Origin of the sequence: Streptomyces sp. NPDC001532 (assembly GCF_040298625.1) — a bacterium.
Lineage (GTDB): Bacteria > Actinomycetota > Actinomycetes > Streptomycetales > Streptomycetaceae > Streptomyces.
The window spans coordinates 71,710-93,009 of the sequence record NZ_JBEPAL010000035.1 but is presented as its reverse complement, the minus strand read 5'-3'; the positions used below and the strand labels follow the sequence as shown (position 1 = coordinate 93,009).

Genomic DNA, 21,300 nt, shown 5'->3' with positions numbered 1-21,300 from the left:
GGCTGCCGTACCCGATGAAGCGCTCCATCGGGACCCCTGGTGACCAGGGGCGCCCCCACCGTCGTACTCCCGCAGGGCCTGTCGCGCCCGGCGCGGGGCGCGGGCTCAGCCCGCGAGGAACTTCTTCACCGCGGCGGCGACCCGGCCGCCCTCCGCCAGACCCGCGACCTTCGGGTTCACGATCTTCATGACCGCACCCATGGCCCGCGGGCCCTCGGCACCGGCGGCCCTGGCCTCCTCGACAGCCTGGGCGACGATCTGGTTCAGCTCGTCGTCGCCGAGCTGCCTGGGCAGGTAGCCGGCCAGCAGCTCGCCCTCCGCCTTCTCCCGCTCGGCCTGCTCGGGGCGGCCACCCTGGGCGAAGGCGTCCGCGGCCTCGCGGCGCTTCTTCGCCTCACGGGTGATCACCTTCAGCACCTCGTCGTCGGAGAGCTCGCGCTTCTCCTTGCCCGCGACCTCCTCCTTGGTGATCGCGGCGAGCGTCAGCCGGAGCGTCGAGGAGCGGAGCTCGTCGCGCTCCTTGATCGCGGCGTTGAGGTCTTCCTGCAGCTTCGACTTGAGCGTGGTCATGTGGGTGATTGTCGCAGGTGCCCCAGGGCCGACGCCCGTTCATTTACGGGCCGCCGGGTCTGACACGATGGGCGTATGCGCGCGCGATACGGAGTTCCCCTGGGAATCGCGGCGGTTGGCGCCGCCGGACTGCTCTACTCGGCGGGCTTCGAAGCCCGCTCCTTCCGACTGCGGCGGGTGACCGTCCCCGTCCTGCCTGCCGGGATGCGCCCGCTGCGGGTGCTTCAGATCTCCGACATCCACATGGTCGGCGGACAGCGCAAGAAGCAGCGCTGGCTGAACTCGCTGGCCGGACTGCGCCCCGACTTCGTGCTCAACACCGGTGACAACCTGTCCGACCCGGAGGGCGTCCCGGAGGTGCTGGACGCGCTGGGCCCGCTGATGGACTTCCCGGGCGCGTACGTCTTCGGCTCCAACGACTACTACGGCCCCAAGCTCCGCAACCCGGCCCGCTACCTGATCGAGAAGGCCCAGGGCCGCCACGGCCTGAACGGCAACGCGCCCGCCGTCGGCGTGGTCCACAACCCGTGGGAGGACCTGCGGGACGGCTTCGACGCGGCCGGCTGGCTGAACCTGACGAACACCCGCGGCACGCTGAAGATCGACGGTGTGTCGGTGGAGCTGACCGGCCTGGACGACCCGCACATCAAGCGCGACCGGTACGCGCGGGTGGCGGGTGGCCCGTCGGCCGAGGCGGACTTCTCGATGGGCGTGGTGCACGCGCCGTATCTGCGCGTCCTGGACTCGTTCACCGCCGACGGCTATCCCCTGGTCCTGGCCGGCCACACCCACGGCGGCCAGCTCTGCATCCCCTTCTACGGGGCGCTGGTCACCAACTGCGATCTGGACACCGACCGGGTGAAGGGCCTGTCCACGCACACGGTGGAGGACCGCACCTCGTATCTGCACGTGTCGGCGGGCTGCGGCACCAACCGCTACACGCCGGTCCGGTTCGCGTGCCCGCCGGAGGCGACGCTGCTGACGCTGGTGGAGCGGAAGTAGGTTCCCGGGAGCCGGCCGGGTAACCCGGTCGGCTCACCCGAATAGCCCGGTTTGTCCGGTCTGCCTAGCGTGAGGGCATGACCGCCCCCATACCCAGGGACATCCCGGACCTCCCCGCGGTCCCGGGCATACCCGCCGCGCTGCTGCCCTCCCCCGTCCCGGCGAGGGCGGTGGTGGCACCCGTGCGCCGCCCCCTCGCCGCGGCCTTCCGTCTGCTGACCGCCGTCACGGCCGTCGCCGGCGTCACCATCTACCTGCTGCTCGGCAGTCCGCTCAGGGTCCTGAGCTACTTCACCATCCAGAGCAGTGTCCTGCTGGCCCTGATCATGCTGCTCTCGGCCCGCCGCGCCTGGACCGCCCGCCACCCGCTGCCGGGCGCCCTGACCGGCGCGGTACTGCTCTACTCGGTGATCACCGCCCTGGTCCACCACCTGCTACTGACCGAGACGGCGACCCCCTTCACCATGGCGGACCAGGCGGCGGCATCCTCGTCCCTCTGGCACACCTTCGCCAACCACCTGCTGCACACCGCGGTCCCCGCGGCGGCCGTCGTCGACTGGCTCCTGCTGACCGGACCCGGCGGGCTCCACCTCCGCCAGGCCCCGAGCTGGCTCCTCTACCCCCTGGCCTACCTGGCGTTCTCCTTCGTCCGAGGCGAGCTGCTGCTGCCCGGCACCCCGGGCCGCTACCTCTACCCCTTCCTCGACGTGGAGGCCCACGGCTACCGCAGCATCCTCGGCAACGCCCTCCTCCTCGGCCTCGCCTTCTACGGCCTGGCCGTCCTCCTGGTCGCGCTCGACCACGTCCGCCCCAACCCGATCCGCCACCGCGCGAAAACCGGATTTCGTCTCCAGCCTCCGGTGGGCTAAAGTAAACGACGTCGCCGCGACAAGCAGCGACATCGGGGTGTAGCGCAGCTTGGCAGCGCGCTTCGTTCGGGACGAAGAGGTCGTGGGTTCAAATCCCGCCACCCCGACAGTGGCCAGAGGGCCCGGTGCAGATAACGCACCGGGCCCTCTGTCATGCCCTGGAGCCGGCGGGTCGCTCCCGGGAGCCGGCGGTTCGTGCGGCGCCGCTACCGTAGGCCTCATGAACGGGGGATCAGTGCGGACGGTGCCGTGTGACTGGTGCGGTGCGGCGGTGGTGCAGGTGCGGCGGTGGCGGACGCGGCGGTACTGCAGCAAGGCGCACCGGCGGAGGAACCGGATCATGGAAGCCATCGGGAACTTCCTGGACGGCATCAGCTCGTAGGAGTGCCGGCCGTCAGCCGGTCGGGGAGTGCGCTGCATCACTTTCGGAGTACGGCCGGGGCAGGCGGCGGTTCGGTGGACGGTGGATTGCCGGCTCCTCGCGGACGCAGAAATCTATGGTGTCCGGTGCACTTTTCCGGGGCCTGGGGAGCTAGGGTTGGCGTATCAGGCGGAACGAAGGTGCCATGCCCTCTGAGAACCCCCCTTCCGGCGGAAATCTCGACGATGACGACTACCCCGCTTACACCATGGGCCGGGCGGCGGACATCCTCGGCACCACACCCGCCTTCCTGCGGGCCGTCGGTGCGGCGCGGCTGATCACGCCGTTGCGTTCGGAAGGCGGGCACCGGCGCTACTCGCGCCGGCAGCTGCGCATCGTCGCGCGGGTCCGGGAGCTGGTGGACCAGGGGACACCGATCGAGGCCGCGTGCCGGATCGTCGACCTGGAGGAGCAGCTCCGCGAGACGCGGCTGCGGAACGACGAGCTGCGGAAGGTGCTGGAGGAGCGCGCGGCAAATATCTAGTGTCGCCGGTACAGGAATGTGCGGGTCGGGCGGCACAGGAATTTCGACGTGGCGTTTTTGCGTCCCGAGCGCGACGGGGTCCGCCGTGTTAGCCTCGCTGTAGTTGCAGTTTTGGTTACCGATGACTTGTTTCTTTGCGGAACTTTCCGGGACTTTCCGGAGGCTTCCTGCGGGGTGATCAACGCGGCGACTCGGGTTCGCAAAGTGCGGATTCCGGCACTGCCCCAAAGGGAGATTCAATATGGCATCTGGCACCGTGAAGTGGTTCAACGCGGAAAAGGGCTTCGGCTTCATCGAGCAGGACGGCGGCGGCGCTGACGTGTTCGCGCACTACTCGAACATCGCCACCTCCGGCTTCCGCGAGCTTCAGGAAGGCCAGAAGGTTACCTTCGACGTCACGCAGGGCCAGAAGGGCCCGCAGGCCGAGAACATCGTTCCTGCCTGACGCTGACGCAGACAGAACTTGTGACTGGGGCCCACACCCTTCGGTGTGGGCCCCAGCCCTGTGTCCGGACTAGGCTTCACTGGCATGTCGCACTCTGACGGTCTCCTCCTCGGTATCGCCGAGATGGTGGAGTCGCAGCACAGCAGTCATATGTCCCTGACCGTGGTGGTCCCCGGAGCCGTCATCACCGGACGGCTGGCGCCCGAAGCCCTCTGGCGGGAGCGGGTCGCGGAAGTCCTGCGGGACTCCGAGCACCTACGGCCCTTCTCCGCCGTCTTCGCCGCCGCCCCCGGCGTCGACGACGCGTCCTCGTACGCCGGGCGGCCCACCCACCTTCATTTCCATCTCGCCCGGATCCTCCAGGGCAACTTCGGGATTCCCGACACCGGAGGCATGTACCGGGTCGCGCTCCAGGACGTGAGCGCCTGGACCGTGGGAGACATCGGCTACTCGGAGACATGAGTGACGCGGACCACACTCCGGGCGCGATGACTTTCCCGGCCGCCCGCGGTCTTCCCCTGTGACGCAGACGACCTCACAGACGGGACACCGCCGCTCATGACCGCAGCCGTGAAGGGCCCCGCCAGCTACTTCCCCTCCATCGAGAAGAAGTACGGCCGGCCGATCGCCGAGTGGAAGGAGATCATCCGGACGTCGGGGCTCACCCGGCACATGGAGCTGGTCGGCTGGCTCAAGGCCGAGCACGGTCTCGGACACGGCCACGCCAACGCGCTCGTCGCCCACACCCTCGCCGAAGGGCTCTAGGCAGACGCCGGGGCCCTCGGCCCGACCAGGACCTCACCTTCACGAACCGTCTCGGTTCGGACACGAACTGCGAGTGCCCGGTTCCGGTCCCTCCCCTCGTGGGGACCGGTACCGGGCACTCGGCTGTCGTGCTCGCGCTGCGTGGTGGAACGGCTACCGTGGTCGGAATCCGCGTCGTGATCCTGCCATCGACGGCCTCCCAGGAGGAGGCTCCGGTCCTGAAATCAGGACTAAGCCGCAGGTCAGACCTATAGAGTGAGTTTTCCGGTCCGGATGTCCAGGTGCGGCGGAAGTAAGGGGTGGAGGCCTTGGGTTCCGACTCAGGGGCACGCACAGCCTTCGCTGAACGGCTCGCGCTGCTCTACAAGGAGGCCGGCAACCCACCGCTGAAGCGGGTGTCCGAGGCGGTCGTCCGGCTGGAGCGGGTCGACGAGCGGGGGCGTCCGGTACGGGTCTCCGCGCAGCGCATCAGCGACTGGCGGCGGGCGAAGAACGTACCCGCGCAGTTCGCCGCGCTGGCCGCGGTGCTGCTCGTGCTGATCCCGCAGGCCCGCCGGGCCCGGCCGGTGCCGGTCAGTCCGGGGCTGTACGACGTGGCCGAGTGGCAGCGGCTGTGGGAGCGGGCGCTGGCCGATCCGGTCGGGGAGCGGCCCGCGGGCGATCCGGAGGAGCAGGCGGAGCCCGCCGAGACACCGGCCGTGCCGGGCGGGGTGTGTCCGTACCGGGGGCTCGCGGCCTACCGGCAGGAGGACGCCCGGTGGTTCTTCGGACGGGAGCGCAGCACCGACGCGCTCGTCACCCAGCTGTGCGCGGTGGAGGAGCGGACGACCGGCTCCGGTGGGCTCGTCATGCTGGTCGGTGCCTCCGGTGCGGGGAAGTCCTCGTTGCTGAACGCCGGTCTGGTGCCCGCGCTGCGCGGCGGCCGGGCCCGCGAGGTGCTGCAACTGGTGCCGGGCGCCGATCCGCTCGGTGAGCTGTGCCGCCGTGTACCCGGACTCTCGGCCGTGGTGGCGCAGGCCGCGGACGCGGAGGAGTGCACCCCGGAGTTCGCGCGGGCGGTGCGGGAGGTGTTCGCCCGGTGGGCGCCGGCCGGGGCGCGGCCGGTGGTGATCGTGGACCAGTTCGAGGAGGCGTTCACGCTCTGCGCGGAGGAACGGGTCAGGCGGTCGTTCGTGCAGGTGCTGCACGCCGCCTGCTCCCCCGGCGGGCCGGACGATCCGGCGCCGGTGCTGGTCGTGCTCGGCATCCGGGCCGACTTCTACGAGCAGTGCCTGCGCTATCCGGAGCTGGCCGACGCGTTGCAGCACCGGCACATGGTGCTCGGGCCGCTGACCACCGCGGAGCTGCGGGAGGCGGTGACCGGTCCGGCGAAGGCGGTGGGTCTCGAACTGGAGCCGGGGCTGGCGGAGCTGATCGTGCGGGAGGTCGGCGCGGACGGGCCGCGCGCGCATGACGCGGGCGTGCTGCCGCTGCTGTCGCACGCCCTGCTCGCCACCTGGCAGCGGCGCAAGGCGGGCCGGCTGACGCTGGCCGGGTATCGCGCCGCGGGCGGGATCCAGGGCGCGGTGGCGGCGACCGCCGAGCGGGCCTGGTCCGGCCTGGACCCGGCGGCGCGGACGGCCGCGCGGCTGCTGCTGCTGCGGCTGGTGCGGGTGGGCGAGGACACCCAGGCGACCCGGCGGCGCGGCACCCGGCGGCAGCTGGCGGAGGAGTCCACGGACCCGGGGAAGACGGAGGAGTCGCTGGAGGCGCTGGTGCGCGCCCGGCTGGTGACGCTCGACGCGGAGACCGTGGAGATCACCCATGAGGCGCTGCTGCACGCCTGGCCCCGGCTGCGGGACTGGATCGACGAGGACCGGGGCGGGAATCTGCTGCGCCAGCGGCTGGAGGAGGACGGCCGGGCCTGGGAGGACTCGCACCGCGACTCGTCACTGCTCTACCGGGGTTCGCGGCTGGAGCAGGCGGAGGGCTGGGCGAAGTCGGCCGGGGACACCTTCCTGACCCGCAGCGCGGTGGAGTTCCTGGCCGCCTCGGTGCGGCTGCGCCGCCGTACGGCGTTATTGAGCCGGGGTGCGGTGGCGGCGCTGGTGGTGCTGGCGCTGGTGGCCGTGGGGGCGGCGGTGGTCGCCTGGCAGCAGCGGGACGACGCGGTGTTCGAGCAGGTGGTCGCCGAGGCGGACCGGGTGCAGTACACGGATCCGTCGCTCTCCGCCCAGCTGGACCTGGTGGCGCACCGGCTGCGGCCGGACGACGCCGGGACGAACAACCGGCTGATCTCGATCGTGAACGCGCCGCTGGCCACCCCGCTGCTCGGCCACACCGGCGCCGTCTACCTCACCTCGTTCAGCCCGGACGGCCGGACCCTGGCCACCGCCAGCTACGACCGGACCGTCCGCCTGTGGGACGTGGCGGACCCGACCCGCCCGAAGGCCCTGGGCCCGCCGCTGACCGGTCATACGAGCTGGGTGAGCAGCGCGGTGTTCAGTCCGGACGGCCGCACCCTCGCCAGCGCCGGCGACGACGGCACGGTCCGGCTGTGGGACGTACGGGACCGCGCGCGTCCGCGTCCGCTCGGCCGGCCGCTGACCGGGCACAAGGGCACGGTCTACCTGCTGGCGTTCAGCCCGGACGGCCGTACGCTCGCCTCCGCCAGCGAGGATCGCACCGTCGGCCTGTGGGACGTGCGCGATCCCGGAGAGGCGGCGTCGATCGGGAAGCTGAGCGGGCACGACGCCGCCGTGCGGTCGGTGGCGTTCAGCCCCGACGGGCGGACCCTGGCGGCCGGCGGCGACGACACCACGATCCGGCTGTGGAACACCGCCGACCCGCACCACCCGCGGCCGGTCGGCGAGACGCTGAGCGGGCACACGGACACGGTCCACTCGGTGGCGTTCAGCCCCGACGGCCGCACCCTGGCCAGCGGCGGCGCGGACGACACGGTCCGGCTGTGGGAGGTGGCCGACGCCGAGCGGGCCGAGCAGCTCGGCGCCCCGCTCACCGGCCACACCGGCCCCGTCTGGTCGGTGGCGTTCAGCCCGGACGGCCGCACCCTCGCCGCGGCCAGCGCGGACAGCACGGCGAGCCTGTGGAACGTCAGCGACCCGGCGTACCCCTCGCAGGTCGGCGAGCCGCTGGCGGGCAGCAGCGGGGAGATGTACGCGCTGGGGTTCAGCCCCGACGGGCACACGCTGGCCACCGGCAGCGGCGACAGCAAGGTGCGGCTGTGGTCGGTGCCCACCTCGGACATGATCGGCCGGGCCGGCGCGTTCCGGCCGGACGGGCGGGTGCTGGCCACCGCGGCCCGGGACGGCCGGGTCCGGCTGTGGGACGTACGGCGGCCCGCGCGGCCGGTGCGGCTGGGTCCGGCGTTCGTCGCGGGCGACGGCGGCGACCGCTCGCTGGTGTTCTCCCCGGACGGCAAGCTGCTCGCGGTGCTGACCGCGAAGCGGTCGGTGTACCTGTGGGACGTGACCGACCCGGCCCATCCGGTCGCGGCCGGCCCGCCGATCACCCTGCGCACCCGGTTCATGGGCCCCGACGCGCTGGCCTTCACGCCGGACGGGCGGACGCTGGCCACCGCGTACGACGACCGCACGTTCCGGCTGTGGGACGTGACCGACCCGTCCCGGGTGCGCCCGCTGGGCACCCCGCTCACCGGCCACAAGGGGTACGTCAACGCGCTGACGTTCACCCCGGACGGGCGGATGCTGGCGAGCGGCAGCGCGGACGGCACCATCCGGCTGTGGAACGTGACCGACCCGGCCCGCTCCCGGCCGCTCGGCGCGCCGCTCACCGACCACCGGGGCCCGGTCAACGTGCTCGCCTTCGGCCCGGACGGGCACACGCTGGCCAGCGGCAGCGACGACGACACCGTACGGCTGTGGACCCTGACCGGTACCGGCGGCAAGGCCCGCCCGGACGCCACCCTCACCGGGCACACCGAGGCGGTGGTGTCGCTCACCTTCAGCCGGAACAGCCGCATCCTGGCCAGCGGCGGCAACGACAACACGGTCCGGCTGTGGAACGTCGCCGATCCGGCCGACGCCGCGCCGATCGGCCAGTCGATGAGCCCCAACGCCAAGACCGGCAACTTCCTCTCCTTCAGCCCCAGCAGCCAGATGCTCGGGGTGTCCAGCGGCACCGACACCGTGCGGCTGTGGAACCTCGACGTGGAGGCGGCGATCCGGCACATCTGCTCGACCACACGGGGCGTGCTGACCCGCGAGAAGTGGCAGGAGCACCTGCCGCGCCTGTCCTACGACCCGCCCTGTGACGACTGACGACTGACGACGACGGACGACGGACGACGGCTGAGGGCGGCTGGCGGGGACGGCTGACGGCGAGCCGGCGGCCGACGAGGCGACGGCCGGTCGAGTGATACCTCTCACACCGTCTCGGCGGGGCCGAGCACGCGGGTCCCGTCGCGCGGGCGGCCTTGTTAGGCTGGGTGTCAGCCCGATCGCTGGTGTATCCCCCGTCACCAGCGATCGGGCGCTTTCATGGCCTCCGAAGGTCCGCCGGTGGTCCGCCGTGGGCCCGCCCAAGATCCGCGCCGCATAGGCTGATCCCGTGTCCCAGGCGTACGAAGAGACCACGGACGGACGACGGCCGCGGCGCACCCCGGCCGTCCGCGACAACACCAGGCACCAGTGGGAGAAGGACCGCGCCCGGCAGCCACGGTCGACACGCGTGGGCACCGGGGCCACCGAGCGCGACACCGGGCTGGCGACCGACGATCTGACGTTCTGCGCGAGCTACCGCGAGACCGAGGCGACGGAGGAGCTGGCGGAGATCTTCGGCGTCGCGGTGGGCGCGGCGCTGCTGGAGCGCGTCTACCGGACCCGCTGCGCCACCGAGCCGGCGCCCCTCAGCCTCGTCACCTCCTACCTGCGCAGCGATCTGATCGCGGACAACCCGGAGCTGCTGGACCAGGCCAACGAGCCGTGGCCGGGCGGCACCCAGAGCCAGCTGTGCACCGTGGGCATCGAGGTGGACCGCGTCGAGGAGCGCGTCACCGCCCGCCGGCCGACGCCGCGCGAGGCCCGGGAGCTGGACCTGCCGCCGGACACCCCGGTGCTGGCGCTGCGCAAGACCTCGTACGACATCCACGACCGCGCGGTCGACGTGTCCTTCCTGACGCTGCCCGGCGACCGCACCGAGCTGTCCTTCACCACGCGCCTGGAAAGGTGGTGAGCGCCGCCGTGGACCGGCGCGTCACCGTGGTCACCGCCGTGCACGCGCCGTCGGCGCGGTTCCTGCCGGAGGCGTACGAGTCGCTGTACCGGCAGCGGCTGCCCGACGGGTGGGAGTGGCACTGGCTGATACAGGAGGACGGCGAGACGGACGGCGTCCTGCCCTACGTCCCCGACGACGAGCGGGTCTCGTTCCGGCAGGGGCGGCCCGGCGGGCCCGGCGTCGCCCGCACCCTCGCGCTGGCGCACGCCGACGGGGAGTACGTGAAGGTCCTGGACGCCGACGACCAGCTCACCCCGGGCGCGCTCGCCCGTGACCTCGCGGCGCTCGAGGCGGACCCCGGCCTCGGCTGGGCCACCTCCGGCGTCCTGGACCTCTTCCCCGACGGCTCGACTGCCCAGTTCCCCGGCGACCCGGACGAGGGACCGCTCGCGCCCGGCAGCGTCCTCGGCCACTGGGCGGCGCACGACTACCGGGCCCCCGTCCACCCCGCCTCCCTCTTCGCCCGCCGCGACCTGGTGCTCGCCCTGGGCGGCTGGATGGCCCTGCCCGCCTCCGAGGACACCGGTCTGCTGCTCGCCCTCGACGCGGTGAGCCGCGGCTGGTTCACCCGCCAGGCGGGCCTCCTCTACCGCAAGTGGGAGGGCCAGGTCACCGGCCAGGCCGCCCATGTGGACCGGGCGGAGCGCTCGGCCCGGATGGCGGTGGCCGAGGCCAGGGCGCGGGCGCTGGCGGAGTGCGGGTGGCGGTGGCCGGTGTGAGCCGGGCCGCCGGTCGGGCGGTTCAGTCCGCCAGGCGGATCGCCTGCGACGGGCAGCCCTCGGCCGCCTCCCGCACCCTCGGGTCGTCGTCCGTCTCCTCGCGGCCCCGCCGGACGGCGCCGAAGCCGTCCACCACGGTGAAGACGTGCGACGCGCGGTAGACGCAGTCGCCGGAGCCGTAGCAGAGCTCGGGGTCGACGGAGACCTTCATGTGCCCTCCAGTTCCGGTGGCGAACGGGTGTCGTCCTCGCTGAACTGCCCTGCGCGTGCCGCTTCGAACCGGGCGTAGGTTGATCGGGACCGGGAACGTCCGTCGACCCAGGGTGGGGAAATGAGCTCACAGTCCTATGTGTCCGACCTGTTCGCACTCGACGGGCGGGTCGCCCTGGTCACCGGCGGCAGCTCCGGCATCGGACGCGCCGTCGCCGGGGCGCTGGCGCGGGCCGGGGCGCGGGTCGTGGTGGTGGCGCGCAGGGAGGCGGAACTCGTCTCGACCGTGGCGGAGCTGACCGCCGACGGCTGCCGGGCGGGCTGGGTGAGCGCGGACCTCGGCACCCGGGACGGGGTGCGCCGGGCCGCCGAGGAGGCCGTCGAGGTGTTCGGTGAGCCGGACATCCTGGTGAACTCCGCGGGCATCAACCTCCGTCCGCCGATGGACGAACTCGACGACGACGTCTGGGACACCACCCTCGCCGTGAACCTTCGGGCGCCGTTCCAGCTCGGGCGGCGGTTCGGGCCCGGCATGGCCGAGCGGGGCTTCGGGCGGATCATCCACATCAGCTCGCAGCAGGCGCACCGGGCGTTCGTGCAGAGCGGCGCCTACGGGGTGTCCAAGGGCGGACTGGAGTCGCTGGCCCGCTCGCAGGCGGAGGCCTGGTCGCCGTACGGGGTCACCTGCAACACGCTCGTGCCGGGCTTCGTGATGACCCCGCTCAACGAGCGGCTGTCGTCCGATCCGGCGAAGGTCGCCGAACTGGCCGCGCGCACGATGGTCGGCCGCAACGGGCTCGCCGAGGACTTCGCGGGCGCGGCGGTGTTCCTGGCGAGCCGCGCCTCCGGCTATGTCACGGGACAGTCGATCTTCGTGGACGGCGGGCTGTCGGTGCACTGAACACCGGGGTGCGCTCGGTCAATTCCTGGCACCGGTGGTCCTCTTGGGGCAGTGTTTCCTTCCATGGGGAGCGTTCCGAACCAAGGTCAGCCGGGTGCCGCGACCGCGCACATGGTGGTGTGCGGCGACGACGGGCTCGCGCACCGGCTCGCCGCGGAACTGCGGATCGTCTACGGCGAGCAGGTCACGCTCGTCGTACCGCCCGCCGGGCGGCGGGTGCGCCAGCCGGTCGTCGGGCGGGCCCGGGCCGTGTCGGCCGCGCTGCTGGACCGGATGGTGAACGCCGCCGTCGGCGGCGGCCGCGGCACCGGCGCCCCGGAGCCCTCCGGCGCGGAACGGGTCGTCGAGGCGGCCGAGTTGACGGAGGCCGTGCTCGCCGAGGCGGGTGTGGAGCGGGCGGCGGCCCTGGCCCTGGTGTACGACGACGACGAGACCAACATCCGGGCCGCGCTCGCCGCGCGCCGCCTCAACCACCGGCTGCGGCTCGTGCTGCGCCTCTACAACCGGCGGCTCGGCCAGCACATCGAGGACCTGCTCGACCAGGCGGCGGCCCTGGCCCTCGGCGAGAGCGCCGGCGGCTTCGACGCCTCGACGACCGTCCTGTCCGACGCCGACACCGCCGCGCCCGCGCTGGCCGCCACCGCGCTCGCCGGGACCAGCAAGGTCGTGCAGACCGAGGGGCTGCTGCTGCGGGCCGTGGAGCGGCAGCCGCCGGCGCCCGGCGAGGTGGCCGACCCGGGGCTGGCGACGCTGGCGCTGCTCTCGGCGACCAGCAACGACCCGGCCGGCGCGGACGGTTCGGAGAGCAGCGGCGAGCAGGGGCCGCAGCTGCTGCCGGACGCGGCGGCGGTGCGGGCCGCGACCGGGCGCGGCGCGGTGGTGCTGGAGCAGGTGTCGTACTCGAGGTCCGCCGGGAGCACGGGACGCGGCGGTGGCACGCTGCCGTTCGCCTCGCTGTTCTCGCGGCGGCTGCGGTGGTCGCTGGCCGGGCTGGTGGCCTGTGTGGTCGCGCTGGCCGTCGCGCTGAAGGTGGTGACCGGGGAGCATCTGCTCTACGCCACCTACGTCACCCTCCTCGACCTGTTCGCCATCAACGATCCCGCGCTCCAGCAGTCCACCGCCCGGCAGGTGCTGCAACTGCTGTCCGGGCTGGTCGGGTTGCTGCTGCTGCCGGTGCTGCTGGCGGCGGTCCTGGAAGGGCTCGGCACCTTCAGGAGCGCGTCGGCGCTGCGGAAGCCGCCGCGCGGGCTGGGCGGGCACGTGGTGCTGCTCGGACTGGGCAAGATCGGCACCCGGGTGCTGACGCGGCTGCGGGAGCTGGACATCCCGGTGGTGTGCGTGGAGTCCGATCCGGAGGCGCGGGGGCTCGCCACGGCACGGCGGCTGCGGGTGCCGGTGGTGCTCGGCGATGTCACGCAGGAGGGGGTGCTGGAGGCCGCCAAGATCCATCGGGCGCATGCGCTGCTCGCGCTGACCAGCGCGGACACCACGAACCTGGAGGCCGCGCTGTACGCCCGGTCGGTGCGGCCGGATCTGCGGGTGGTGCTGCGGCTGTACGACGACGACTTCGCTACCGCGGTCTACCGGACCCTGCGGGCCGCGCATCCGCAGGCCCTCACCCGCAGCCGCAGCGTGTCGCACCTGGCGGCGCCCGCGTTCGCCGGGGCGATGTTCGGGCGGCAGATCCTGGGCGCGATCCCGGTGGAGCGGCGGGTGCTGCTGTTCGCCGCGGTGGACGTCGGCGGGCATCCGCGGCTGGAGGGGCGGACCGTGGCGCAGGCGTTCCGGCCGGGGGCGTGGCGGGTGCTGGCGCTGGACACGGCACCGGAGCGGGCCGCGCCCGCCGAGGGCGGGGACGAGGCGGCCGGCGCCGGCCGGCCGTCGCCGGCGTCCGGGCTGGTGTGGGATCTGCCGCAGACGTATGTGCTCAAGGACGGGGACCGGGTGGTGCTGGCAGCCACGCGACGGGGCCTGGCGGAGCTTCTGGGACGCAGGGGGCGGGAGCGGGCGGGGGCTTGAGCGGGCGGGGGGCCTGCGTGAGCGGACCAGGCACCCGCGCGAGCGGACCGGTGTTCGGCGGGCGGCCGGGGTGCGAGCGGGCCGGGTCGGTGCGGCCCGCTCGCACGCCGGTTCAGCCCGCTCGCGCTCCGGTTCAGCCCGCCGTGCTCTTCAGGTGGCGTTCGGCGAAGTCGAGTTCGAGGCGGACCTGCTTGAGGCGTTCCTCGACAACCAGGGAGCCGTGGCCCGCGTCGTAGCGGTAGACCTCGTGGACCGCGCCGCGGGCCTCCAGGCGCTTGACGTAGTTCTCGATCTGCCGGATGGGGCAGCGCGGGTCGTTGACGCCGGCCGAGATGTGGACCGGGGCCTTGACCTGGTCGACGTAGGTCAGCGGGGACGACGCCTCGAAGCGCTCCGGGACCTCCTCGGGGGTGCCGCCGAGCAGGGTGCGGTCCATGGCCTTCAGGGCTTCCATCTCGTCGTGGTACGCGGTGACGTAGTCCGCGACGGGGACCGCGGCGATGCCGAGCGTCCAGAGGTCCGGCTGGGTGCCGAGGCCCAGCAGGGTGAGGTAGCCGCCCCAGGAGCCGCCGGTGAGGATCAGGCGGGCGGGGTCGGCGAGGCCGGAGGTGATGGCCCACTCCCGGACCGCCGCGATGTCCTCCAGCTCGATCAGGCCGACCCGGTGCTTCAGGGCGTCGGTCCAGGCGCGGCCGTAGCCGGTGGAGCCGCGGTAGTTGACGCGCACCACCGCGTACCCGTGGTCCACCCAGGCCGCCGGGCCCGCGGCGAAGGAGTCGCTGTCGTGCCAGGTGGGGCCACCGTGGATGTCGAAGACGGTGGGGAGCGGGCCGGTGGCGCCGGCGGGCTTCTGGACCAGGGCGTGGATACGGCCGCCGGGGCCCTCCACCCACACGTCCTCCACCGGCACCGAGCCCGGCGACTTCATGCCGGGCGGGTCCAGGACCACGCCGCCGCGCGTCGACCGCACCGCCGACGGCTCGGCGGCCGACGACCACAGGTACTCCACGCTGCCGTCGGGGCGGGCGGTGGCGCCGGAGACCGTGCCGGGCGGGGTGGGGATCTCCTTGAGGGCGCGGGTGGCGAGGTCGTAGCGGAACAGCTCGCTGCGGGCCTCGAAGCTGTGCTCGACGAGCAGCGCGGAGCCGTCGGGGTACCACTCGGCACCCACGTCGCCGGGCAGGTCCAGGGCGAGGTCGGTCTCCTCGCCGGTGATCACGTCCCACACCAGCGGCTCCCAGCGGCCTCGTCGCTGGTGGCCGATGAGCAGCCGGGAGTCGCCGTCGACCGGGGCGAAGCCCAGCACCTCAAGGCCCAGCTCCTCGGTGCCGTCCTTGGTGTCGTCCAGTTCGGCGACCGGGGTGCCGTCGGGCCGCAGCACGCGCAGCGCCGAGTGCATCGCGTCGCCGTGCTCGGTGTGCTCGATGGCGATCAGCGAGCCGTCGTGCGAGAGGTCGCCGACGCCGGCGGACTCGCGGTGCCGGTAGATCTCCACCGGGGCCTCGCCCTCGCGCGCCAGGTGGATGGTGGTGCCGTCCTCGTCGGTGGAGCGGCCGACCACCGCCGTACGCCCGTCCCTGCCGAGCGCCAGGCCCGCCGGGTAGGACGGGTCCAGGCCGGGCACCGCGAGGTCGTCCTCGCCGCCCTGGAAGGGCTGGCGGCGCCATACCCCGAACTCGTCGCCGTCCTTGTCGTCGAACCACCAGATCCAGGCGCCGTCCGGGGAGAGCAGGCCGTCCGTCGTGCCGTTCGGCCGGTCGGTGACCTGGCGCTGCTCACCGGTGCTGCGGTCCCACGCGTACAGCTCGTACGTCCCCGTCGCGTTGGACACGAACAGGGAGCGGTCCGGAGCGTCCAGCGCCCAGTCGGGCAGCGACACCCTCGGTGCCCTGAAGCGCTTCTCCCAGTCCGGCATGTCCTCGGTCCGCTGCGTCGCGGCGACCCCGTTGCTCTCAGTCATGACCCCATACTGCCCGTCCCCGCCGACATTCCGCCGACGAGGTCCCCGCCCTGTGGAAAACTTCGGCGTCCGCCGCCCGGCCGTGACCCCACCGGCGGTGCCGCACCGCCGTCCCCGTACCGTTGAGGGCGTGTACCGGTTCCTGCTGACGCCTCGCTGGTGGGGCATCAACGTCTTCGTGCTGCTCGCCATCCCCTTCTGCCTGTTCATGGGGTCCTGGCAGCTGAGCCGGTTCGAGGACCGGATGGACTCCCACCGCAGCGCGGGCGAGCAGGCCGCGTCGGCCAAGCGCCAGGCGGCCAGTCCGCTGGCCGAGCTGCTGCCTGTGGACAAGGCGACCGTCGGCAGGCAGACCACCGTGACCGGCACCTACGGCAAGCAGCTGCTGGTGCCCGACCGGGAGCTGGACGGCGAGCGCGGCTACTACGTGCTGACCCTGCTGCGCACCGACGGCGGCAAGGCCCTGCCGGTGGTCCGCGGCTGGCTGCCCGGCACCGCCGACCCGGCGAAGGCGCCCGCGCCGCCGGCCGGCGAGGTCACCGTCACCGGAGCGCTCCAGGCGTCGGAGAACCCCGGCGAGAACGGGGTCAGCGGGGCGGGCGGGCTGCCGTCCGGCCAGACCGCCGCGATCAGCGCGGCCTCCCTGGTCAACCTGGTGCCGTACGACCTCTACGACGCCTGGGTCACCGTGAACGAGGCCGACTCCGGGATGACGACGGTCCCGGTGGCCGCCGCCCCGGACTCCGGTCTCGACCTCAAGGCGTTCCAGAACCTCGGCTACACCGGCGAGTGGTTCGTCTTCGCGGGCTTCGTGGTCTTCATGTGGTTCCGGCTGTTCCGCCGCGAGGCGGAGTTCGCCCGGGACGCGGAGATGGGCCTGGTGCCGGACGAGGAGGAGCGCGTCTCCAGCCCGTCCGGCGTCTGAGGCCCGTCCGGCGTCCGAGGCCCGTCCGACGTCCGAGGCCCGTCCGACGTCCGAGGCCCGTCCGACGTCCGAGGCCCGTCCGACGTCCGAGGCCCGTCCGGCGTCCGAGGCCCGTCCGGCGTCCGAGGCCTGTGAGGCGTCCGAGGCTCGTAAGGCGTCCGAGGCCGTAAGGCGCCTGAGGCCCGTGCCGGTCACCCGGCGGCCGCGGTGGGCCTACGAGGCCGACAGCACCCCGGTGCGGTAGACGGTTCCCGCGCACGCGTTGGAGATCGTCACGCCGGTCGCCGGCGCTCCGCCTTCCGCCGCGTACGTCAGGGCCACGCTGCCGTCGAGCGTGCCGTCCTCGGTCAGCAGCTGGGTGGTCACCCCGGTGTCGCCGCCCGTCGAGGTGCCCTCGGGCGTGGTGCCGGAGGTCTCGGTGGGCGTCGGGTCGGGGGTCGGCTCACCGCTGCCGCCGTTGCCGCCGTTGCCACCGGAGCCGTTGTCACCGTTGCCCGTGGGGCAGGCGTCGGACGGCACCCAGGCGAACTTCACCTCGTACGCCGCGCCCGGCAGCAGCACCAGCTGCGGCACCTCCAGGGAGGGGTCGGGCAGGCCGGCCGCCGGATCGCCGGCGACATGGCCGACGAGAGCGATCCTGGCGGGGTCGGCGGCGCCCTGGGCCAGCGGGGTCATGGCGCCGGGGCCGCTGACGGTGCAGCCGCCGCCGGAGATGTTGGTGATCCGGAAGGTGCCGTAGACCGCGCCCGTGGAGTCGGGGGCGTCCGCGCCGCCGCCCGCGCTCAGCTGGTCGGCCGTGCACGGCGCGGTCGACTCGGAGCTGGGCGCCGAGGGGTCGGCGCTGTCGCCGGAGCCGTTCTCGGTGCTGCCGCCCTTGCCCTTGTCGTCGCCCTTCTCGCCGCCGTCCTTCTCCTCGGTCCTGTCGGAGGAGCCGCCGGAGTCCTGGCCGGTGCCCTCGGTGCTCCGGCCCTCGCTGGTGCCGCCCTGGGCGGCCGAGCCGTGGCCGGCGATGGAGGGGTTGGCGTCGGGGCCGGTGGCGTTGGAGACATGGACGAGGGCCGGGACGGCGGTGCCGATGAACAGGGCGGCGGCCGCCATGCCGACCACTGCCTGCCGTTTGCGCGCGCGTCGGGCGGGCACCGCCCGGCGCAGATGGTCCAGCGTGCCGTCGCGCGGCTCGATCTCCTGCACCGCGCCGTGCAGCAGCCTGCGCAGTGCCAGCTCGTCCGAGTCGAGCCCGTCGGGGCTCTGGTCGTCGGGGCCGTGGTTCACAGTTCCGTTCCCAGCGTGCGGTTGCTTCGGGTCTTGCTCGGGTGCCTTCTTCTGATCTTCGGGGCCTGTCATGCCGCCGCCCCCATGGCCACCCGCAGCGCGGCGATGCCGCGGGAGCCGTACGCCTTCACCGAGCCCAGCGATATGCCGAGCGTCTCGGCGACCTGCGCCTCCGTCATGTCCGCGAAGTAGCGCAGCACCAGGACCTCGCGCTGGCGGCGCTGGAGGCCCTTCATCGCCTTGATCAGGGAGTCGCGCTCCAGCTGGTCGTAGGCGCCCTCCTCGGCGCTCGCCATGTCCGGCATCGGCTTGGAGAGCAGCTTCAGGCCGAGTATGCGGCGGCGCAGGGCCGAGCGGGACAGGTTGACCACGGTCTGCCGCAGATAGGCGAGCGTCTTCTCCGGGTCGCGGACGCGCTTGCGCGCGGAGTGGACGCGGATGAAGGCCTCCTGGACGACGTCCTCGCAGGAGGCGGTGTCGTCGAGGAGCAGGGCGGCCAGACCGAGCAGGGAGCGGTAGTGGGCGCGGTACGTCTCGGTGAGATGGTCGACGGTCGTACCGGCGGCCACCGTGTCCTCGGCGCCGTCACGCTGACTGGGGATGCGGGCGGGCCGCGCTGCGGGCATGGGCGCGATCACCGGCATGCCGCCGGGCGCGCCGGGCATGCGGGTGCGAAGCGGCCGGCGGGCCGGCCTGAGAGCCGTGCCGCGCGTCGGCGCTGGAAAGTCGAGAACCTCTGCCACGCCAGTTGGACACGTTTCCCCCCGAGAGGGTTGTACGTGCCGGACGTCACTTTCGCGTCAGGCAGCACGACCGACGCTGCCTCAAATGCCCTCATGCGTCCCGCTCTTCCCCTATGTCACATATGAACGGGCGTCCCCACGCCGCGCTCTCGGCGTCCCCACGCCTGGATCCCACGCGTTCCACACCCCGGTAAGGGCGACCGCATAGACGCTCCCCGCCCTCCGCGCGGTTGCGGAGGGCGGGGAGCAAATCTTGGAACGCCGACGGGGTCCAGCTCAAGTGGTCCGGACCAACATCCGTCGCACACGTCTTACGCAGATCCTACAAACCGATCAGCACATGTCAGAGACTTTTCTCGTGGGCGCGCTCCCTCACGAGAACTCCGAGGCCACCAGTTCGGCGATCTGCGCGGTGTTGAGTGCGGCGCCTTTGCGCAAATTGTCCCCGCACACGAAGAGTTCCAGCGCCGTCGGATCGTCCAGCGCCCGCCGCACCCGCCCGACCCAGGTCGGATCGGTGCCCACCACGTCGGCGGGGGTCGGGAACTCGCCGGCGGCCGGGTCGTCGTAGAGGACCACGCCCGGCGCGGTGGCCAGGATCTCGCGGGCCCGGCCCACCGTGACCTCGTTCTCGAAGCGGGCGTGGACGGTCAGGGCGTGCGCGGTGACCACCGGCACCCGGACGCAGGTCACCGCGACCGGCAGCTGCGGCAGACCCAGGATCTTGCGGGACTCGTCCCGCAGGGACATCTCCTCCGAGGACCAGCCGTCCTCGCGCAGCGAACCCGCCCACGGCACCACGTTCAGCGCGACCGGCTCCGGGAACGGCCCCGTGCGGTCGCCGACCGCGCGCCGCACATCGCCGGGGTTGGTCCCCAGCTCGGTGCCGGCCACCAGGGACAGCTGCTCACGCAGCGTGTCCACACCGGCCCGGCCCGCCCCGCTGACCGCCTGGTACGACGACACCACCAGAGAGCTCAGCCCGAACTCGGCGTGCAGCGCGCCCAGCGCGACGATCATCGACAGGGTGGTGCAGTGCGGGTTGGCGACGATCCCGCGCGGCCGCATCCGCGCCGCGTGCGCGTTGACCTCGGGCACCACCAGCGGCACGTCCGGGTCCATTCGGAAGGCGTCCGAGTTGTCGACGACCACCACGCCCTTGGCGGCGGCGATCGGCGCCCACTGCGCGGACACCTCGTCCGGTACGTCGAACATGGCGATGTCGACCCCGTCGAAGGCCTCCTCCGACAGGGCCGTCACCTCGACCTCCTCGCCGCGCACGGCCAGCTTGCGGCCGGCCGAGCGCGGCGAGGCGAGGAGTCGGATCTCGCCCCAGATGTCCGCGTGCTGGGACAGGATCTGGAGCATGACCGCGCCGACGGCTCCGGTCGCTCCCACGACCGCGAGCGTCGGTCGTCCGGTCATCGCCCGGTGCCTCCGTAGACGACGGCCTCGTCGCTGTCGGAGTCGAGCCCGAAGGCGGTGTGCACCGCGCGGACGGCCTCGTTGACGTCGTCGGCGCGGGTGACCACCGAGATGCGGATCTCGGAGGTCGAGATCAGCTCGATGTTCACACCGGCGTCGCTCAGCGCCTCGAAGAACCCGGCCGTGACGCCCGGATTGGTCTTCATGCCCGCGCCGACCAGGGAGATCTTGCCGATCTGGTCGTCGTAGCGCAGCGAGTCGAAGCCGATGCCGGACCGGTTCTTCTCCAGCGCGTCGATGGCCTTGCGGCCCTCGGTCTTGGGCAGCGTGAAGGAGATGTCCGTCAGACCGGTGGAGGCGGCGGACACGTTCTGCACGACCATGTCGATGTTGATCTCGGCATCGGCGATCGTGCGGAAGATGGCGGCGGCCTCACCCGGCTTGTCGGGCACACCGACGACCGTGATCTTGGCCTCGGAGGTGTCGTGCGCGACACCGGAGATGATGGCCTGCTCCACCTTCTGTTCCCCTTGCTCGATCGGCTCACTGCTGACCCACGTGCCCTGGAGCCCGCTGAAGGACGAGCGGACGTGGATCGGGATGTTGTAGCGGCGCGCGTACTCCACACAGCGGTGGAGCAGCACCTTGGAACCGGACGCGGCCAGCTCCAGCATGTCCTCGAAGGAGATCCAGTCGATCTTCCGCGCCTTCTTCACCACACGCGGGTCGGCGGTGAACACACCGTCGACGTCCGTGTAGATCTCGCACACCTCGGCGTCGAGGGCCGCGGCCAGCGCGACGGCGGTGGTGTCCGAACCGCCGCGGCCGAGCGTGGTGATGTCCTTGGTGTCCTGCGAGACACCCTGGAAACCGGCGACGATGGCGATGTTGCCCTCGTCGAGCGAGTCCCGGATACGGCCCGGCGTGACGTCGATGATCCGGGCTTTGTTGTGGACCGAGTCGGTGATGACACCTGCCTGGCTGCCGGTGAACGACTGGGCCGAGTGGCCCAGGTTTTTGATCGCCATGGCCAGCAGGGCCATGGAGATCCGCTCTCCGGCGGTCAGCAGCATGTCGAGCTCGCGCCCGGCAGGAATCGGGGAAACCTGCTCGGCGAGATCGATCAGCTCGTCCGTCGTGTCGCCCATCGCGGAAACCACGGCCACCACCTGGTGGCCGTTCTTCTTCGCTTCCACGATCCGCTTGGCGACGCGCTTGATGCCTTCGGCATCGGCTACGGAGGAGCCTCCGTACTTCTGCACGACAAGGCCCACGTGCGCTCCTCGCTCGATGTGTGTTCATTCCGCGTGTACGACGGTGTACTGCGGGTCGGCT

Annotated in this window: 20 protein-coding genes and 1 tRNA gene; 14 read left to right on the top strand and 7 right to left on the bottom strand. The window is 72.6% G+C overall.

From position 1 onward, the window contains the following. Positions 1-105 precede the first annotated feature (105 nt). Positions 106-570 carry a GatB/YqeY domain-containing protein gene (locus ABT232_RS27820; RefSeq protein ID WP_351844729.1) on the bottom strand — a complete coding sequence of 155 codons (465 nt, stop codon included), beginning with the start codon at positions 568-570 and terminating at the stop codon, positions 106-108. A 75-nt stretch (positions 571-645) separates the two neighbouring features. Between ABT232_RS27820 and ABT232_RS27815 the strand changes: the two genes are divergently transcribed. From ABT232_RS27815 to ABT232_RS27765, 11 genes are all read left to right on the top strand, one after another. Next, entirely contained in the window at positions 646-1,572 is a 927-nt protein-coding gene (locus tag ABT232_RS27815) for a metallophosphoesterase (protein ID WP_351844727.1), read from the top strand. A gap of 77 nt (positions 1,573-1,649) precedes the next feature. Beyond that, complete coding sequence (locus tag ABT232_RS27810) at positions 1,650-2,441, top strand: Pr6Pr family membrane protein (RefSeq protein ID WP_351844725.1); 792 nt, start codon at positions 1,650-1,652, stop codon at positions 2,439-2,441. Positions 2,442-2,474: 33 nt separating this feature from the next. Then, positions 2,475-2,548, top strand: a tRNA-Pro gene (locus tag ABT232_RS27805). A 113-nt stretch (positions 2,549-2,661) separates the two neighbouring features. Beyond that, positions 2,662-2,823: a hypothetical protein gene (locus tag ABT232_RS27800; RefSeq protein WP_351844723.1), complete on the top strand. Its 162-nt coding sequence runs from the start codon at positions 2,662-2,664 to the stop codon at positions 2,821-2,823. A 184-nt stretch (positions 2,824-3,007) separates the two neighbouring features. Then, positions 3,008-3,346 (top strand): MerR family transcriptional regulator, encoded by a 339-nt coding sequence (locus ABT232_RS27795; protein WP_351844721.1) that lies wholly within the window; start codon positions 3,008-3,010, stop codon positions 3,344-3,346. A 241-nt stretch (positions 3,347-3,587) separates the two neighbouring features. Further along, the gene (locus tag ABT232_RS27790) at positions 3,588-3,791 is read left to right on the top strand and encodes a cold-shock protein (protein WP_007383480.1); all 204 of its coding nucleotides are present in this window, start codon (positions 3,588-3,590) and stop codon (positions 3,789-3,791) included. An 84-nt stretch (positions 3,792-3,875) separates the two neighbouring features. Further along, positions 3,876-4,253, top strand: coding sequence for a GvpU-like protein (locus ABT232_RS27785; protein ID WP_351844719.1), 378 nt, complete (start codon positions 3,876-3,878; stop codon positions 4,251-4,253). 96 nt (positions 4,254-4,349) lie between these two features. After that, positions 4,350-4,556, top strand: coding sequence for a DUF4287 domain-containing protein (locus ABT232_RS27780; RefSeq protein WP_351844717.1), 207 nt, complete (start codon positions 4,350-4,352; stop codon positions 4,554-4,556). A 299-nt stretch (positions 4,557-4,855) separates the two neighbouring features. Beyond that, entirely contained in the window at positions 4,856-8,836 is a 3,981-nt protein-coding gene (locus tag ABT232_RS27775) for an nSTAND1 domain-containing NTPase (RefSeq protein ID WP_351844715.1), read from the top strand. Positions 8,837-9,125: 289 nt separating this feature from the next. After that, on the top strand, positions 9,126-9,749 hold the full coding sequence (locus tag ABT232_RS27770; RefSeq protein WP_351844713.1) for a UTRA domain-containing protein: 624 nt from the start codon (positions 9,126-9,128) through the stop codon (positions 9,747-9,749). Next, positions 9,746-10,510 carry a glycosyltransferase family 2 protein gene (locus ABT232_RS27765; protein WP_351844711.1) on the top strand — a complete coding sequence of 255 codons (765 nt, stop codon included), beginning with the start codon at positions 9,746-9,748 and terminating at the stop codon, positions 10,508-10,510. The genes ABT232_RS27770 and ABT232_RS27765 overlap by 4 nt, the downstream gene beginning before the upstream one ends. A gap of 22 nt (positions 10,511-10,532) precedes the next feature. Here ABT232_RS27765 and ABT232_RS27760 read toward each other — a convergent pair whose 3' ends face one another. Further along, a complete protein-coding gene (locus ABT232_RS27760) occupies positions 10,533-10,721 on the bottom strand; it encodes a ferredoxin (RefSeq protein WP_351844709.1) in 189 nt (62 codons plus the stop codon). 120 nt (positions 10,722-10,841) lie between these two features. Here ABT232_RS27760 and ABT232_RS27755 point away from each other — a divergent pair, with 120 nt between their 5' ends. Both ABT232_RS27755 and ABT232_RS27750 read left to right on the top strand, forming a co-directional pair. Further along, entirely contained in the window at positions 10,842-11,621 is a 780-nt protein-coding gene (locus ABT232_RS27755) for an SDR family NAD(P)-dependent oxidoreductase (protein WP_351844707.1), read from the top strand. A 111-nt stretch (positions 11,622-11,732) separates the two neighbouring features. Further along, a complete protein-coding gene (locus tag ABT232_RS27750) occupies positions 11,733-13,640 on the top strand; it encodes an NAD-binding protein (protein WP_351844735.1) in 1,908 nt (635 codons plus the stop codon). A 133-nt stretch (positions 13,641-13,773) separates the two neighbouring features. Here ABT232_RS27750 and ABT232_RS27745 read toward each other — a convergent pair whose 3' ends face one another. Further along, positions 13,774-15,600 carry a S9 family peptidase gene (locus ABT232_RS27745; protein ID WP_351844705.1) on the bottom strand — a complete coding sequence of 609 codons (1,827 nt, stop codon included), beginning with the start codon at positions 15,598-15,600 and terminating at the stop codon, positions 13,774-13,776. Between the two features lie 130 nt (positions 15,601-15,730). Between ABT232_RS27745 and ABT232_RS27740 the strand changes: the two genes are divergently transcribed. Next, positions 15,731-16,525 carry an SURF1 family protein gene (locus ABT232_RS27740; protein WP_351844703.1) on the top strand — a complete coding sequence of 265 codons (795 nt, stop codon included), beginning with the start codon at positions 15,731-15,733 and terminating at the stop codon, positions 16,523-16,525. 213 nt (positions 16,526-16,738) lie between these two features. On the opposite strand, the gene ABT232_RS27735 is transcribed toward ABT232_RS27740, so the two are convergent. The 4 genes from ABT232_RS27735 to ABT232_RS27720 form a co-directional block, all read right to left on the bottom strand. Beyond that, a complete protein-coding gene (locus ABT232_RS27735; RefSeq protein ID WP_351844701.1) occupies positions 16,739-17,797 on the bottom strand; it encodes a hypothetical protein in 1,059 nt (352 codons plus the stop codon). A gap of 68 nt (positions 17,798-17,865) precedes the next feature. Beyond that, positions 17,866-18,462, bottom strand: a complete 597-nt coding sequence (locus ABT232_RS27730) for a SigE family RNA polymerase sigma factor (protein WP_351844699.1) — start codon at positions 18,460-18,462, stop codon at positions 17,866-17,868. A 450-nt stretch (positions 18,463-18,912) separates the two neighbouring features. Next, positions 18,913-19,965 carry an aspartate-semialdehyde dehydrogenase gene (locus ABT232_RS27725; protein WP_351844697.1) on the bottom strand — a complete coding sequence of 351 codons (1,053 nt, stop codon included), beginning with the start codon at positions 19,963-19,965 and terminating at the stop codon, positions 18,913-18,915. After that, positions 19,962-21,239: an aspartate kinase gene (locus tag ABT232_RS27720; protein ID WP_351844695.1), complete on the bottom strand. Its 1,278-nt coding sequence runs from the start codon at positions 21,237-21,239 to the stop codon at positions 19,962-19,964. Before ABT232_RS27720 ends, ABT232_RS27725 begins: the two co-directional genes overlap by 4 nt. Positions 21,240-21,300 lie beyond the last annotated feature (61 nt).

Excerpts from the sequence above, each read along its gene's own strand:
- ABT232_RS27820 (WP_351844729.1), bottom strand. The coding sequence starts at position 570 with ATGACCACGCTCAAGTCGAAGCTGCAGGAAGACCTCAACGCCGCGATC.
- ABT232_RS27815 (WP_351844727.1), top strand. The coding sequence starts at position 646 with ATGCGCGCGCGATACGGAGTTCCCCTGGGAATCGCGGCGGTTGGCGCC.
- ABT232_RS27810 (WP_351844725.1), top strand. The coding sequence starts at position 1,650 with ATGACCGCCCCCATACCCAGGGACATCCCGGACCTCCCCGCGGTCCCG.
- ABT232_RS27800 (WP_351844723.1), top strand. The coding sequence starts at position 2,662 with ATGAACGGGGGATCAGTGCGGACGGTGCCGTGTGACTGGTGCGGTGCG.
- ABT232_RS27795 (WP_351844721.1), top strand. The coding sequence starts at position 3,008 with ATGCCCTCTGAGAACCCCCCTTCCGGCGGAAATCTCGACGATGACGAC.
- ABT232_RS27790 (WP_007383480.1), top strand. The coding sequence starts at position 3,588 with ATGGCATCTGGCACCGTGAAGTGGTTCAACGCGGAAAAGGGCTTCGGC.
- ABT232_RS27785 (WP_351844719.1), top strand. The coding sequence starts at position 3,876 with ATGTCGCACTCTGACGGTCTCCTCCTCGGTATCGCCGAGATGGTGGAG.
- ABT232_RS27780 (WP_351844717.1), top strand. The coding sequence starts at position 4,350 with ATGACCGCAGCCGTGAAGGGCCCCGCCAGCTACTTCCCCTCCATCGAG.
- ABT232_RS27760 (WP_351844709.1), bottom strand. The coding sequence starts at position 10,721 with ATGAAGGTCTCCGTCGACCCCGAGCTCTGCTACGGCTCCGGCGACTGC.
- ABT232_RS27755 (WP_351844707.1), top strand. The coding sequence starts at position 10,842 with ATGAGCTCACAGTCCTATGTGTCCGACCTGTTCGCACTCGACGGGCGG.
- ABT232_RS27750 (WP_351844735.1), top strand. The coding sequence starts at position 11,733 with ATGGTGGTGTGCGGCGACGACGGGCTCGCGCACCGGCTCGCCGCGGAA.
- ABT232_RS27745 (WP_351844705.1), bottom strand. The coding sequence starts at position 15,600 with ATGACTGAGAGCAACGGGGTCGCCGCGACGCAGCGGACCGAGGACATG.
- ABT232_RS27730 (WP_351844699.1), bottom strand. The coding sequence starts at position 18,462 with ATGCCCGGCGCGCCCGGCGGCATGCCGGTGATCGCGCCCATGCCCGCA.
- ABT232_RS27725 (WP_351844697.1), bottom strand. The coding sequence starts at position 19,965 with ATGACCGGACGACCGACGCTCGCGGTCGTGGGAGCGACCGGAGCCGTC.